Annotated in this window: 12 protein-coding genes and 3 pseudogenes; 4 read left to right on the top strand and 11 right to left on the bottom strand. The window is 71.9% G+C overall.

Annotated features, from left to right (window positions below; genetic code table 11):
- The 4 genes and pseudogenes from ACIRBY_RS16350 to ACIRBY_RS16365 form a co-directional block, all read right to left on the bottom strand.
- Entirely contained in the window at positions 1–1,122 is a 1,122-nt protein-coding gene (locus ACIRBY_RS16350; RefSeq protein WP_403901063.1) for an IS630 family transposase, read from the bottom strand.
- A 73-nt stretch (positions 1,123–1,195) separates the two neighbouring features.
- Entirely contained in the window at positions 1,196–1,405 is a 210-nt protein-coding gene (locus ACIRBY_RS16355) for a hypothetical protein (RefSeq protein ID WP_403901064.1), read from the bottom strand.
- Positions 1,402–2,109: a histidine phosphatase family protein gene (locus ACIRBY_RS16360; RefSeq protein WP_403901152.1), complete on the bottom strand. Its 708-nt coding sequence runs from the start codon at positions 2,107–2,109 to the stop codon at positions 1,402–1,404. The genes ACIRBY_RS16355 and ACIRBY_RS16360 overlap by 4 nt, the downstream gene beginning before the upstream one ends.
- Before the next feature lie 754 nt (positions 2,110–2,863).
- Positions 2,864–3,890, bottom strand: a pseudogene (locus ACIRBY_RS16365) (Tn3 family transposase); the annotation flags it as partial.
- Between ACIRBY_RS16365 and ACIRBY_RS16370 the strand changes: the two are divergent.
- Positions 3,856–4,437 carry a hypothetical protein gene (locus tag ACIRBY_RS16370; protein ID WP_403901065.1) on the top strand — a complete coding sequence of 194 codons (582 nt, stop codon included), beginning with the start codon at positions 3,856–3,858 and terminating at the stop codon, positions 4,435–4,437. The pseudogene ACIRBY_RS16365 and the gene ACIRBY_RS16370 overlap by 35 nt on opposite strands.
- A 493-nt stretch (positions 4,438–4,930) precedes the next feature.
- Here the strand turns inward: ACIRBY_RS16370 and ACIRBY_RS16375 are convergent, their stop codons facing one another.
- Together ACIRBY_RS16375 and ACIRBY_RS16380 are read right to left on the bottom strand one after the other, a co-directional pair.
- On the bottom strand, positions 4,931–5,146 hold the full coding sequence (locus ACIRBY_RS16375) for a hypothetical protein (protein ID WP_403901066.1): 216 nt from the start codon (positions 5,144–5,146) through the stop codon (positions 4,931–4,933).
- A gap of 90 nt (positions 5,147–5,236) precedes the next feature.
- Positions 5,237–6,129 (bottom strand): annotated as a pseudogene (locus tag ACIRBY_RS16380) (helicase associated domain-containing protein); the annotation flags it as partial.
- Positions 6,130–6,481: 352 nt separating this feature from the next.
- Here ACIRBY_RS16380 and ACIRBY_RS16385 point away from each other — a divergent pair.
- Positions 6,482–7,042 carry a GNAT family N-acetyltransferase gene (locus ACIRBY_RS16385; protein WP_403901067.1) on the top strand — a complete coding sequence of 187 codons (561 nt, stop codon included), beginning with the start codon at positions 6,482–6,484 and terminating at the stop codon, positions 7,040–7,042.
- A 53-nt stretch (positions 7,043–7,095) separates the two neighbouring features.
- On the opposite strand, the pseudogene ACIRBY_RS16390 reads toward ACIRBY_RS16385, so the two are convergent.
- Positions 7,096–7,359 (bottom strand): annotated as a pseudogene (locus tag ACIRBY_RS16390) (response regulator transcription factor); the annotation flags it as partial.
- Between the two features lie 98 nt (positions 7,360–7,457).
- A complete protein-coding gene (locus ACIRBY_RS16395) occupies positions 7,458–8,372 on the bottom strand; it encodes a CPBP family intramembrane glutamic endopeptidase (RefSeq protein WP_403901068.1) in 915 nt (304 codons plus the stop codon).
- Positions 8,373–8,486: 114 nt separating this feature from the next.
- On the opposite strand from ACIRBY_RS16395, the gene ACIRBY_RS16400 reads away from it, so the two are divergent.
- Together ACIRBY_RS16400 and ACIRBY_RS16405 are read left to right on the top strand one after the other, a co-directional pair.
- Positions 8,487–9,728 (top strand): histidine kinase, encoded by a 1,242-nt coding sequence (locus ACIRBY_RS16400; protein WP_403901153.1) that lies wholly within the window; start codon positions 8,487–8,489, stop codon positions 9,726–9,728.
- Positions 9,716–10,444 (top strand): LuxR C-terminal-related transcriptional regulator, encoded by a 729-nt coding sequence (locus ACIRBY_RS16405; RefSeq protein ID WP_403901069.1) that lies wholly within the window; start codon positions 9,716–9,718, stop codon positions 10,442–10,444. Before ACIRBY_RS16400 ends, ACIRBY_RS16405 begins: the two co-directional genes overlap by 13 nt.
- 102 nt (positions 10,445–10,546) lie before the next feature.
- On the opposite strand, the gene ACIRBY_RS16410 is transcribed toward ACIRBY_RS16405, so the two are convergent.
- The 3 genes from ACIRBY_RS16410 to ACIRBY_RS16420 all read right to left on the bottom strand — a co-directional run bounded on the left by ACIRBY_RS16410 (position 10,547) and on the right by ACIRBY_RS16420 (position 14,425).
- Positions 10,547–11,416, bottom strand: coding sequence for an aminoglycoside phosphotransferase family protein (locus ACIRBY_RS16410; protein WP_403901070.1), 870 nt, complete (start codon positions 11,414–11,416; stop codon positions 10,547–10,549).
- Positions 11,417–11,765: 349 nt separating this feature from the next.
- The gene (locus ACIRBY_RS16415; RefSeq protein ID WP_403901071.1) at positions 11,766–13,148 is read right to left on the bottom strand and encodes a serine/threonine-protein kinase; all 1,383 of its coding nucleotides are present in this window, start codon (positions 13,146–13,148) and stop codon (positions 11,766–11,768) included.
- 221 nt (positions 13,149–13,369) lie between these two features.
- Entirely contained in the window at positions 13,370–14,425 is a 1,056-nt protein-coding gene (locus ACIRBY_RS16420) for a helix-turn-helix domain-containing protein (protein WP_403901072.1), read from the bottom strand.
- Positions 14,426–14,447 lie beyond the last annotated feature (22 nt).

A 14,447-nucleotide genomic window follows, 5' to 3' on the forward strand; every position in this document is an offset into this window, starting at 1 on the left:
TCAGGCCGCGGCTGGTAGCGGTCTGCCGCCCCAGCGGATGCCTCGTTCGCTGCGGATGCGTGCGCGTTCGCGTCGTTGGGCGGCCAGGACGTCGGGGTGGCGGGCGTTCTGGTTGCGCCAGCGCAGGTAGGCGTGCACGGCCCGGGTCTGGACGGTGTGGTTGGGGTGGTGGGAGTTGGCGAGGGTGAACTGCCGCAGCGGCCCGAAGTGGGCCTCGATGGGGTTGGCCCAGGACGCGTAGGTGGGTGTGAAGCACAGCTCGACCTTGTTCTTCGTCGCCCACCTGCGGATCTTCCAGTTCAGGTGGGCGGAGAGGTTGTCGAGGATCACGTGGATCGGGGCGCCGTCCGGACGGGCGGTGCGGATGGACCGCAGGGCGGACCAGGTGTGGTCGGTGCCCTTGCGGCGCCGGTTGACACCCCACAGTTTGTCGTCGCCGACCGAGTAGCAGCCGTGGAAGTAGGTGATGCCGTGGGTGCGTCGGTAGGTGGCCGGCAGCCTGTCGGGGTGGCTCTGTTCGGCCCAGCAGGAGCCGGCGGTGGGGCGGATGCCCAGCGGCCCGAACTCGTCGAAGGCGAACGTGCGGTCCGGCCGCTCGTTGAGCGCGTACTCGATCCGCTCCAGTTTGGCGTCGAAGGCCGGGTCCGGGGATTCCTTCCAGGTTTTCGTCCGCTGGAAGGTGATCCCGCGGCGGGCCGGTAAGCACCGCAGGGCCTCCCGGCCGATCCGGACGGGCCGGGCTATGTTCCTGCGCAGGTGATCGACCAGTTTGCGGACCGACCAGCGGGTGAAGGGTTTGCCCAGCACGGTGGGGCGGGTGGTGGCCGTCTGGATGACGAAGTCCTCGTCGTCACTGCTCAGCAGGCGGGGACGGCCTCCCGCCCACTGAGGGTTCAGGCATGCGAGCCCGATCTCGTTGAAGCGGTGGATCACGTCTCGGACGGTGTCCTCGTCCGCCTGGACCAGCCGCGCGATCATCGGGACCGTGCTGCCGCCGGCCGAGGCCAGCAGCATCATCGCCCGCCGAAACCGCACCGAGCTCGTGCTGCCCCGCCGAACGATCTGCTGGAGCTTCTGCCCCTCCTGCTCCGCCAGCCTCCGGACCCTGACCGGTGGTGCCATCCCGCCTCCCCTGCTGGTTGGAAGCGACATCGCTTCCAACCAGCACAACGAGCAACCCGGTGAACCTATGCGGTCACAGCACTAGCTGGAGCCGGTTGAGTCTGCGGCGCAGAGCGGTCAGGCGGGCGGCGGTGGTCTCATCCGCGTGGGGGAGGGCCCCCGAGACGGACGCGACGGTGAGCTGGATGTCGCCCAGGGCGAGTTCGTAGGCCTCCCCGGCGGCGGGGCCGCCGGGGAGGGGGCTGATCTGGGAGAGGATCGGCTCGGGCTGCTGGTCGGTCACGGGAGGTCCCGTGAGGTCTGGTCGAGGTGGGCGGTGTCGCCCCAGTGCCGGAGGACCAGGTGCTGGCCCTCGCGGTGCCAGGAGGAGACCGAGGCGTTCGGTACGGGCGGCAGGTGCTCGGGGGAGGGGGCACCCAGGCCGGCGAGGACGAAGCGCAGGGTCAGGATGACTGCGTCGTGCGCGACGACGAGTACGCGTTGCCCGGGGGCCGCCCGGTCGAGTTCGGCGGTGAAGTCCCTTACGCGCAGGGCTACGTCAGCGAGCGCCTCGCCGCCCGGCGGGCGGTAGAACCACTCGCCCAGCAGTGCACGCCGCTCCGCCTCCTCGGGCGCGCGGGCCCGGAGAGCGGCCGGCGGGTGGAGCTCGAAGACGCCCATCTCCCGGTCCCGTAGCCGCTCGTCGACCAGAACAGCCGGCACGGCGTGGCCTACTGCGGCGGCGTGGTCGGCCATCGCCTGCCAGGTCTGCCGGGCGCGGGTGTAGGGCGAGCAGACGATCAGGGCGGGGATCTGGGGGAGGGTGCTGAGCCAGGGCCCCAGGGCGAGAGCCTGAGTGCGGCCGTGCTCGGACAGGGGTACGTCACGATCGCGCCCGGCTACGGGTAGCGCGGTGGCTCCGCTCCGCTCGGCCTCCGCGAAGGCGAGGTTGGCGGTGCTCTGCCCGTGCCGGATCGCCCACAGTGCGGCCAGCGAGCTCGTAGGCATCAAGACCATGAAGAATTCCTTCCATGCGTGGACCGTGGGACTCCTGAGGGATCCGGGTTACAGGCTTCGCCCCGGTCGGCGGGTGGAGCCCACCCAGGGCTTGCCGGCCTGCCCGGGAGGCGCTGCCGGTGGCTGGGAAGCGGGGCGTTTGCGGACGGTGGCGGACTTGGGTCGTGCCGCCGCACTGGAAGGCCGCCGGGTGGCCGTGCCCACCTGCATGTCGGCCACACGGCTTCGGTGATCCAGCACAGGGGCCTGAGCTCCCCGAGCCGGCTGCGTGGCCCACGGCCCTCGGTCGAGCTCGATCAGAGTGGTGATGGCGCCCTCGGCATGCAGCCGGTGCGCGTTGGTCCGGGACAGGGAGTGCCCGGACTCATCCGGGTGCAGGGCGCGGATGAGCGTCTCGGGGGCCATACACCCGCCGTACCCATCCTGGCCCTGGTCGAAGTCGATCCGGCCCTTCTGCCAGCGGAGGGCGTTCTGTTCCACGGAGGTCTGCATCGGCACTTCGACGCTCAGCACCACGCGGTCGCTGTAGCCTCCCGGGCCAGGTCGCCGAGCATCTGCGCAGTCCATCCGTAACGGCCCATCGTAGAGCAGGTTGAAACCCTGGGCCCGGGCCCAGCTCTCGAAGGCGTCCCGCAGGAAGGCACTTTCTCGATGAACCAGCGGAGCCAGCTCCGCCGGCGCGAGGTGCAGCCCGCCGGGCAGCTCCTACGCAGCCGAGGCGAGGCTGGGAGAGCCGCCGTGCCGAGATGAGCGCATGGTTGGCCTGCCGGTAGGTCTCCATCCGCAGGTAGGTCTGGTCGACGTGGGACAGCCGCCCGTACTTGAGCGCGTCCGCGCCGCCGACCACCGGGGTGAAGCCGACGTTGCAGCCGTGTGCGACCAGCAGCGCTGCGATCGTCACCGGCAGGTCCTTGAGGCGGGCCTCGCCAGTCACCGAGGTGAACGCCTGGTCCGCGCCGGTCCAGGAGAACACCTCCAGCAGCACCCCCGGCAGGTCCACCCGGGGCAGCATCGCGTTCACCGCCGCCCGAAGCGCCGCCGGCGACGCGGGTTCGGCCTCCGGCTCCAGCGCCGCGAAGTGCAGCCGCCCGTCGCTGTCGGCGGTGATCTGCGCGTTCGCCGGGAGCCTCCCGGCGACATCCCGGTAGGTGCCGTCCAGCAGCGCGGCACGCGCCGCCAGGTGCTCGGCCGCGTCGGCCGGCAGGCCGAGCGAGGCCAGCACGGTGGACCGGGCCTGCCCCCACGCCGCTCCGGCCAGCAGCTCGCCCGCGGGTCGCTCCACTTCGAGGAGTTCACGGCGAAGACCTCCTTGCGCCGCAGCAGCCGGTGCACCTGCTCCAGCACGAAGAAGCTGTACGCCTTCCAGTCCACCTCGCCCAGTTCCAGATGCGGCGCCGCGAGCACCAGCCGCTTCCACGACCCTGACAGCAGGGCAGTGTCGATCTCGGCCTCCACCACCTTCTTGCGGCCCATCAGTTCCGGCAGCGACAGGAAGGCCCGCAGCACCTGCGCCCCCTCCGCGGTCGCGTCGAAGTCGACAACCTCCAGCAGCAGCTTGAGGAACGGCCGCACCGTGGAGAACCGGGAGACCAGCATCCGCCGCCTGGCCTCGTCCGCGTCCGAGTCCAAGGGCGGCGCCAGCTCGACCATCGCCGCCACCGCCGCGGCGAGCTCGCCCCGCGGCACGACCGCCTCGATCGCTCCCACATCGCCGCCAGCGTCGCCACCTTCGGCGCGGTGATCTCCCCGGTGGAGGTGTCCACCTGCTCCGCGGCCATGCTGCTGGAGGACGGCAGGCTCGACGATGCGATCGCGGTGGCCGAACCCGGCTTCAGCTGGTACGACTGCTCCAACCTGCTGGCACCGCTCGTCTACCCCCTTCTCGACCGACCCGAGGAGCTGCTCCACCTCCTGGACCATCCCCTCACCGTGCCCCACCATGCCCACGAGGAGTTCCGGCACTCGTGGCGGGCCGTCGCCCTCGCCGGACTCGGCCGTGTCGAGGAGGCGATAGCCGTGGTCGAGGCCCACCCGGACCCGTGGACCGACCCCCGCATCGCCAGAGCCGACCTCCTCAGCGCAGCCGGCCACCTCGCCGGAGCCGCCGCTGAACTACAGGACCTCGGCACGATCCAAGCTCGCGAGACCATGTTCGAGATCTTGGTCAAGCAAGGGGAAGCACCCCGGACAATCGCGGCCCACCCCACCGTGGCCGAGCAACGCGCCGCCGAACAGCAAGCCGACCAAGCGAAAGCCCAGTCCGACCGTACAGACGAGAACGGGTACTCCCCGGAGCCGCCGTTCTTGAGACCAGTTTGAGGGGTGCCTGCGGAAGGCGTGAGGTGGGCGGCGGCCGAAGCCACAGCGAGACGGAGACGTCGGCCCCGTGGTAGCTGATGGTGTCCCGGGACGTGTTCCTCGCCATGGCGAGTACCGACTCGGCCCAGTCCACGGCGTCCGTCCGGTGGCGGAGCGGGTGCCGTCACCTTGGGCTTGAAGGGGGTGGGCGGCGGGGTTCCAGTGGTTGAAGTCCCCGACCACACCGACCGGCCCTTCGGGGGTGTCCTCGGGCAGAACGAAGGTGACCTGGGTCCGCTCCTTGAGCTGCTTGCGTTCCACCAAGGAATCTCATCACGAAGGTGTCGAAGGGATTCGGGCATCCTCACCCTGTGCGCCGTCCGGCCCCGGCGGGGCGTGCCGCGCGTCGGGACGCAGGTCACCCGGTCGGACCTCGGCCTACCCGCGGTGAACGTGCCGTCGGCCGGGTGGTGTCCGGGGCCTGGGCGTCCGCGGCGGGGCCCGGCCGGGGTGGCTATCCGACCGGCCGGGCCCCGCTCTGCGTGGACCTCTTGTCGCCCCGCCACCGCGCCACGGGCACACTGGGCCTGCCCGTCGGGGTAGGCCGGCCGAAGTACGGATCGCCGCCGTAGGCGATGGCGGCGATCACGGTGAGGAACAGCCAGTAGGAGGACCTACTGCTGCGCCCTCGTGCGCCGCTCAGCGGGGTGAGAGTGTCAGTGGGTCTCATGGCTGGGCGAGACGAGGGCCCCGGGGGTCACGACGTCCCGGGGCCTCCACTTCGCTGACCTACCCGCTCAACGACCAGCCGGGCACCCTGTCACGCCCGGTCCACCCCCAGCTGCGCAAGGGTGGCGAGCTGGTCGGCGGTCAGCTTGTTGCGCCGGCTCTTGGGGTTGGAAATCCGCACGCCGAGCTTCACGATCACCGGTGCCGCCTCGCCCTCGACCGCGATCTCCTCGCTGTGGGCGCGTGGTACCGGCCGGTGGGCGCCCTCCCGCTCGACCCACTGCGTGAGCGCCGCAAGTCCCCGCTGGAACGCCTGCTGCGCCTTGCTCGGCCCCTTCCCCCGCGACTGGCCGCAGGAGCGGGAGACGGCGCCTGGCCGGGCTGCACTCCCAGCGCGGTCAGCCGCTCCTGCTGCTCGGGCAGCAGCCGCGCCCAGGTAGCCGGCTGCTTCTGCTGCTGGAGCCAGCGTCCGATGTCGTCGCCGTCCCACAGCACGCCGGGGGCGATGTCGGGCAGCTGGCCGTCGGCGTCGACCAGGTCCGCCAGGACGCGCTGGTGGCGCTGCCAGTCCAGCGGCCAGGGGCAGTTCCAGTCCTGTCGATCGCGGCGAGCTGCGCGGCCCGGGTCGTGGCGGTGTCCTTGTTCTTCCCGAGGCCTTTCTTGGTGCCTTTGCGGCGGAGGTTGGCGCGAGCTTTGCCTCCCACGCCTCTTCGCCCGGCTCCCAGACCATGCCGGCCTCTGGGGGCGTCCAGCAGTTCCTTGCGCCTCACCTCGAGCTCCCCGGTGCGCAGGGTCTTGAGCTGCTGGTGCACCCACCGCCCCAGCGGGAACGCCTTGGTGACCCCGACCTCGGTCTCGGTGTCGTACGGGATGGCGTGGAGGCCGGTGAACGCGGGTGCGCAGGAACGCGGCGATGGTGGCGGCGTCCCGGGGCGTGGAGAAGTGCAGCAGGGCCGACACCGCCGCTGCGTCGGCGCCGTCCTCCGCCAGACACAGCTCCCAGGGATCCGTTCACCCCATCGGACACGCACACCGCTCCGTTGTGCGCGTGAACCCCATCGTCTGCCGGACTCATCAATACGAGGCAAGGCCAGCCCGCCCTTGAACCCCAAGCTCCTCTGGCCGACGAGGATGTAGGGAGCATGGCTACTTCCAGGAGCGCCGATGGACGCCTGTGGCGGGATTTGCGCCGCGCCGGGGCCGGTGCGGCGCCGACACGGCGGATGGGATCAGCCGCGGGAGCTGTGGACCGAGCGAGCACCGGTGCTTTGCGCCCTGAATGGGCGACGCCGAAATAGGGTGGCCGTTCGGGGTAGCTGGTGGTGAACATGGCGGCATGACCTACTTTCTGAAGACCGACCGGCTCGTTCTGCGTGCGTTCGAGGTCGCCGACGCCGATCACCTGTGCGCCCTGGACAGCGACCCCGAAGTCATGCGGTTCATCAACGGCGGCCGCCCCACCAGCCCCGAGACGATCCGTACCCGCATCCTGCCGCGGCTCATGGACCTATATGACTGCTGGAACACACAGGGGTACTGGGCCGCGTACGAGGAAGCCACCGGCACCTTCCTGGGCTGGTTCGAGTTCCGGCCGCTGGAAGGAGACAGCCCTGCCGTGGTCGAACTCGGCTACCGGCTGAACCGGGCGGCGTGGGGGCGCGGCTACGCCACCGAGGGGGCGCGGGCCCTGATCGGCAAGGGGTTCGCCGAGCTGGGCGTCGAGCGGGTCACTGCGAACACGATGGCCGTCAACACCGCTTCCCGGCGTGTGATGGAGAAGTCCGGTCTGTCGTTCCTCCGGCATTTCACCGGAGACTGGCCGGAGGCCATCGAGGGCTCCGAACACGGTGAGGTCGAGTACGAGCTCACGCGGGCAGGGTGGGAACGGAACCGGTAGACACGGCCGGGCGCGTCCGCCGGCGTGCACCGTCCTGGACGCTGGCGAAGCGTTCAGCGCCTCAGGCAGGCGAGGACGGCGAGGACGCGCCGGTTGTCCTCGGCCGAGGGGGCTATGCCGAGTTTCGCGAAGATGCTCGGGGTGTGCTTGGCGACGGCGCTCTCGCTGAAGTGGAGGGCCCCCGCGATGGCGGCGTTGGAGCGGCCCTCCGCCATCAGCTCCAGGACGTCGCGTTCGCGCGGGGTGAGGGCGGCGAGGGTGGCGCGGGCCGCGCCGCGCGACAGCAGCCGTCCGATCACCTGCGGGTCCAGGGCGGTGAACCAGTACGCCCACCACGATGGCGCCCAGCGCCCGGCAGGCCACTGCACCTGCAACCAGGCCGGGGTGGACCTGCGTGCACCCCTCCCGCTGCGCCCTACGGCGAGATGCTCCCGGCCGCCCCGGAGCCGGCCTCCCCGCCGAACCCGTCCACCCAGCCGTCCCCGCCGCCGCGGCGTCGGTACGCCAGCCAGACACCCGCCACTGCGAGGGCGGTCGCCGGCCACGTCGCGATGCTCAACGGCCCGGCGAGCAGCGGGTCGACGAGCGTTCCGGAGACGTGGCGGGTCAGCGGCAGCGCGAACTCGTTGAGTGACACGTGCGCGGCCACGGCCGCCCACACCGAGCCGGTGGCGAGCCGGACGGCCGCGATCACTGTTCCGAGCAGCATCGCGGTCACCACCGCGACCGGTATCCCGAGCAGCACCGCATGGCCGGGGTAGCTTCCGCCGAGCGCGGTCATGGGTGCGTGCCACGCCCCCCAGATCGCCCCGCCGAGCAGCAGGCCGCGCATCCTGCCGCGTTGCACCAGCCGGGGCAGCATGTACCCCTGCCAGCCGAGTTCCTCCCCGAAGTACAGCGGTACGGACACCACCGCGCTCAGCACCAGAGACACGACCGCGCCGGGCCCGGGCAGGTGCGCCGGTTCGTACCAGCCGGCCAGTGTGGAGACGGCCAGCCCGGCGGCGGTGAGGCCGAGGGGGACCGTGAGCGCCGCCGCCACGCAGCGCAGTTCGTGCCGCCACGGTGTGGACCGCAGGAGTCCTAGGACGCGCACGGCCTCACGCGCCCCCCTCCGGCGCGCGGTGAGGCCGAAGGCGGTCAGCGCCGGTACCAGCATCATCAGCATCATGCACAACGCCGCCAGCGGCGGCGTCTCCTGCGCGGCGCTCGTCCGACGCCAGCCTCCGACCCACAGCGGGACCATGGTCAGCCACGCCCCGACGAAGCTGACCACCAGGAAGGGGCCGAGCCCGGGGCCCGGACGTTCTCGTAAGTTCGCTCGTTTCATGAGGGCGACGCTACGAAGCACAGCGTGACCAGGGCGATCGCGCACGCTCCCCTGCACATGGTGTAGCTGGCTCCACTGTGCCCGGAGGGCGAAGGAGGAAGACTGGGCCGCGTGATGGACCTTGCAACGGCACGTACCCACACGCTGCGCTCCGCCCGTGCCGCCAGGTACTGCGCGACCGTAGCCGCCCGAGGACTGGCCCTCATCCTGCTGGTACCCGTCCTGGTGTATTCGGCCGCGCTCTGCCTCATCGGCGTGGGCCTGCTCGCCTTGCCGTTCGAACTGCGGCTGCTGCGCCGCCTCGCCGACGCCGAACGCACCCGCCTGGGCCGCTGGGCGGCGACCCCCACCACACCGGCCGGACCGCACGCCCGAAACACTCTGATGGCAGTGCTGTCCGACCCCGCGACGGGCCGCGACCTGCGCTGGGCGCCTTGCATGGCGGTCGCCGGAACCCTGCTCGGGTTCACCGGCGCGGCGCTGTTCGTGTTCCCGGCGGCCGTCCTCGTCCTGATCTGCCTCTGGTGGCTGTTCCCCGCCGACGACCCGATCCGGCCCCTGCTGAACGTCCCGGTCGACAGCTGGGGATCCGCGCTCTACGCCGGAGTGCCCCAGCTCCTGCTCAGCCTGCTGCTCGCGCTGTTCGGCCCGCCCCTGACGGCCAGGCTGGCGGCGGCGTCGAACCGGCGACTGCTCGCCCCCTCGCCCGCAGCGGTACTCGCCGAGCGCGTGGCGGCCCTGGACCGCACCCGCACCGGGGCGCTCAAGGCACACGGCGACGAGCTGCGCCGCATCGAACGCGACCTGCACGACGGCACCCAGGCCCGGCTGGTGTCCCTCGCCATGCAGCTCGGCCTCGCCGAACGGACCCTCGGATCCGACCCCGCGGCCGTGGGCCCCCTGCTGACCCGGGCGCGGGAAGGCGCTGAGGAGGCGATGGCCGAACTGCGCGACCTGCTGCGCTCGGTCTACCCGCCGGTCCTCGCCGACCGGGGCCTGACCGGCGCGCTCTCCGCCGTCGTCGCCCGCTGCCAGGTGCCCGCCACCGCGCACCTCGACGAGCCGGGCCCGGTACCGGCGCAGGTCGAGGTCGCCGTGTACTTCGCCGTCACCGAGGCGCTCACCAACGCGGCCAAGCACAGCCACGCCCGCTCCGCGTCCGTCACCCTCACCCGGGCCGACGACACGCTCCGCGCGGAGATCACCGACGACGGCCGGGGCGGGGCGGCCGAGGGCCACGGCACCGGGCTGCGCGGCATGCGCCGCCGTGTCGAGGCGGTCGACGGGCTCCTGCGGGTGCAGAGCCCGCCCGGCGGCCCCACCGTCATCACCGTGGAGTGCCCGTGCGCATCGTGATCGCCGAGGACAACCCCCTTCTCGCACAGGGGCTTTCGGCGATGCTGGAAGCCCTGGGGAACGAGGTGCTCGCCATCACCGAGGACGCCGACTCCTTCGTGACGGCGGCGCTCGCCCACCGTCCGGACGTCGCCGTGGTCGACGTCCGGCTCCCCCCGACCTTCACCGACGAGGGCATCAAAGCCGCACTCCGCGCCAGGGAACACCTCCCCGGCCTCCCCGTCCTCGTGCTCTCCCAGTACGTCGAGGACACCTACGCCCGGGAGCTCATCGCCGACGGCACGGGCGTCGGCTACCTCCTCAAGGACCGCGTCGCCCGCGTCGACGACTTCCTCGACGCCCTCCACCGGGTCGCGGCCGGCGGCACCGCGCTCGACCCGGAAGCGGTCCGCCAACTCTTCGCGACGGGCGCCGACCCGCTGACGCGCCTGACCCAACGTGAACGCGAGGTACTCGCGATGATGGCCCAGGGTCACGGCAACTCCGAGATCGCCGACCGCCTCGTCGTCACGGAGCGGGCCGTCCACAAGCACGTCGGCAACATCTTCATGAAGCTCGACCTCCCACCCGAGGACAGCGGCCACCGGCGCGTCCTCGCCGTTCTCGCCTACCTCGGCGCCCCGCACAGGCCCCGGCGCATGGAGAAGGCGGAGACGGAGGCCGCACCACCGGACGGCCGAGGCGGCCGCCCCCACGAACGGCTCCGTGACCGGTGATCGGAGTGCGAGCAGCAACCCGCAACGGCCCGGCGCCCATCCAGTACGGTCCTGTCGGCCCCGACGGCATCCTCGTCCCGTCCGGAGACGGCTGCCCACCCCTCAGCCCGCGAGTGCCGCGGTGATCTGGCGGGTGGTCTGCGCGGCGACACGAGGACTGGTGGCGGCGTACGCGACATGGGCGTTCAGCCCCGTCGCCAGCGCCCAGCCCCGCCCCCGCGCCCAGGTGTCCTGGTCCACCCCCAACGTCGTGCGGAAGGCGGCCCGGCTGCGGGCCGACATCAGGGTGAAGGCGATCGTCAGGTCGCACGCCGGATCGCCGAGACCGAGCTCGCCGAAGTCGATGACCGCGCTCAGCTCGCCCCCGGCCGTGAGCAGGTTCCCGGTGTGCAGGTCGCCGTGGCACCACACCGCTGCCCGCCCCCACACCGGAGCGGCGAGGGCGGCGTCCCACAGCGCGGTCATGGCCCCGGCGTCGAAGACACCGGCCAGCGCGGCGATGGCCGCCCGCGTCGCGGCGTCCCGCTCCGCCAGCGGCGCTCGCACCTCGCCCCGGCCATCCGTCGGGCAGGCCGACAGCGCCGTCAGGAACCCCGCGAGGGCCCGGGCGGCCGCCACCGAATCACCGAGCACCTCCGCCGTCGCCGTCTCCCCCTCGATCCAGCGCGACACCGCCCACGGCCACGGGTACCCGCACCCGGGCCCGCCCACCACGACCGGCACCGGCACCGCCAACGGCAGCCGCGGGGCCAGCCGGGGCAGCCAGCGCAGCTCCTTGGCCGCCTGGCCGACGGCATCCCGGTGACGCGGAAGCCGCACCGCCAGCTCCCGCCCGAGGCGGTGGACCACATGATCGGACCCGGCCGGCTCGACCCGCTCCAGCGGCAGCCCCGCCCACTGCGGGAACTGCGCGTCTACGAGCCTGCGCACCAGTGCGGTATCGATGGCGGGCCTGCTGTCGACGATCCCCACACGCGGCTCCGGACTCCGGCCCGCACGACGACGGGCTCCCTATATGGTCCAGACCATCCCACCCTGTCCCGGCCCCGCCTGTCGACCGGATTTCCGCGGACACATCCCGCCACCATCGCCGACAACTCGACCGTACGGCGACCTGGAAGGCCGCCCATGCACCGTTCCCCACACTCGAACGGCACACCGGCTTCTCGAGGAGCCGTAGGCCCGGGGCCTGTGCCGCTCTGGCTGGGAGGGCCAGCGCCGTCCGACGGTGACGCGGACGCGCCGGCGGCGCCCAGTCCGTGGATGGTGGTCGGCGGACCCGCACGGCAAGGTGCTGTGCGTGCACTGCCCGCGCGATGAGCTACGGCTCAGACTTCGGGGAAGGGAACCGGAACGCACCGTAGATCAGCATCGTGCACGCGGCGGCGTACATGTATCCGCCGGATCCCACGACTCCGAGGCCCCCCTGGGACATCCCGTTGAACAGGCCGAAGAAGCACACTGCGGTACTGATGACGGCCGCGACGATGTGCAGGGCCCGGGCCCAGTGCTGCCAGGCAAGCCCCAGGTCACGGCGCGTGACGGCGATCGCCGTCACAGAGCTGCCGATGCCGAACATGGCAGGCGCGATGAGCAGCCAGGCTCCGGCGTCATCCGTGGCAGCCAGGACAGAACCCGTCCAAACGTAAGGGGGCAGGAGCATGGCGAGCGCCAGCGTCACGATGGCCGCCCAGAAGGGGGCGGTGGCGAGGCGGTGTGACCGGGGCGATGCAACTGGTTTTGCCGGCCGGGCGGCTGGCTTGGGCGCTGGCTGGGGAGGGACGACCGACGGCGCCGAGGTGAGCACGGCGGTGGCGGTGGGCAGCGCCTCGACGAGGGGCGCTGGCAACCACATGGCGTATCGGGCCGGAGCGGCTACCTCGGTCAGTGGATCGTTCTCGGTCCTGACCACGGCCAGTTCCTCGATGAGCGCGGCCACGGACGGGCGGAGTTCGGGGTCCTTGGCCAGGCAGCGGGCAATGATCTCCAGGCCATGCGACGGCAAGCGGCCAAGATCTGGTTCTTCGTACGCGATACGGAAGTTGAGTATCTGCGCAGAGCCTGTGCCGAAGGGCCCGATGCCGGTGGCCGCATGAGTCAGCACGGCTCCGAGGGCGAACACGTCGGTGGCCGGTGTCACGGGCTTGCCCGTGAGCTGTTCGGGGGCCATGAAACCAGGGGTGCCCACGATCATGCCGGTGTGGGTGAGCGCTGTGGCCTCCAGGGCCACGGAGATCCCGAAGTCGACCACCCGAGGGCCGTCCGGCGCGATCAGGACGTTCGAGGGCTTGAGGTCCCGGTGAACCAAGCCGGCTGCGTGAATGGCCTCCAGTGCCTCCGCGAGTCCCGCGCCGAGGACGCGGACCGACTCCACTGGCCAGGGGCCGTGCGAAGCAACGGCTTCGTCCAGGGCCATTCCGGGAACGTAGGCCGTGGCAAGCCAAGGGCTTGGGCTGTCAGGGTCGGCATCGACCAAAGCGGCCGTGAAGAAGCCGGTGACTTTGCGGGCGGCGGCCACTTCGCGGGCGAACCGGCGGCGGAATCCGCGATCCTGCGCGAGCTCGGGCCGTACCACCTTCACCGCCACGAGCCGCCCACTGGGCGAATGCCCCAGATAGACCTGGCCCATCCCACCGGCGCCCAGGCGCCCGGTTATCCGGTAGCGCCCCACCTGCCGCGGATCGCCCGGCTGTAACGCGTCCACCAGGCCCTCCCCTCATACTGCGCGTTTCCGCTCGCTATGCCCTGCGCGATTACAACACCGACGTGCCCGCACGCGCAGCAGTACGCCGACAACTCTCCTGCAACGCCGAGTGCGACCACTCGCCGATCGCCCTTGGGCGACGGTCTTGACGGTCGCGCGGCAGGTCGCTCCCCGGAGGGCTTCGGGCCGCATGACCACACCCTTGCTGTCGGCCGAAAGAGTCAGGCTGATGGTCGTACGGACGGTACGACGGTCCGGCATCGGAGATGTGTCGATACCGGGCCCTCGGTCTGTTCCGCACCGCTCAGCAGCGCCAGGCGGCGGTAGTCGCTGGGCGGCATGCCGTACGCGCGGCGGAAGGCCCGGCTGAAGTCCGCCGGGTGGCGGAAGCCCCAGCGCGCCGCGATCTCGCCGACCTTGGAGTGGCCGAGCCGCGGGTCGGCGAGGTCGGCCCGGCCGCGTTCGAGGCGGAGCCTGCGGATCGTGGCGGTGACGGTCTCCGGCTCCTGGCGGAACAGCGAATGGAGCAGCCGGACGGAGATGTGGTGGTGGGCGGCGATGGTGTCCGGGCCGAGCCGCAGGTCGGGCAGGTTGTGGTCGATGAAGGCCCGGATCCGGGCCAGCAGGACCTGGCGGCGGGTCTCGGCGGGCAGCGCGCCGGGGCCGCCGGACTGCACCGCGAGGTAGGCGGCGCACAGATCGAGGCCGACGGAGCCGAGGCGGGACAACTCGGTGGGGTCGGCGCGCTCGGCGTGGGTGCGCAGCCCGGTCAGGTACGAGGCGAGCAGCGTCCCCGAAGCGGTCCCCGCGGCGAGCCGGGTGCCGAGGAGCCGGTCGGCGCGGTCCTGGGGCAGCGGCAGGACGTTGCGGCGCACCCGCAGCAAAGAGACGCGGGAGAGTCGGCCCTCGTCGAGGAACTCGCAGCTCAAGGGGTGGGAGGAGTCGAAGAGCGTCATGTCACCCGCGCGGAGCAGGGCGTTGCTGCGGTTCTGCTCCAGGCCCACCGCGCTGCCGTGGACGAGGAAGAGGAAGTAGTCCTCCGGGTCCGCCCGCCGGATGTGCCCCGCACCGCGCCGGGCGGACGTCGGTGAGGAGGCGAACCCGGACAGATCGGTGTGGGTGAGGTCGAGCGTGGTAGCCGTGCCACGGAAGTGCTCGATGTGCGGGCTGGTGATGGAGACCGGCATCACGAGGTCGCCGACCATGCCCGCCCACGACTCGAAACCGTCCCGCGCGTGGACGCTGACCGTCTGTGCACGCGGCTGTGCACCCGCCACGAGGCCCCCCGCTGCACGGTGA

Origin of the sequence: Streptomyces sp. NPDC096136, assembly GCF_044763325.1 — a bacterium.
Taxonomy (GTDB): domain Bacteria; phylum Actinomycetota; class Actinomycetes; order Streptomycetales; family Streptomycetaceae; genus Streptomyces.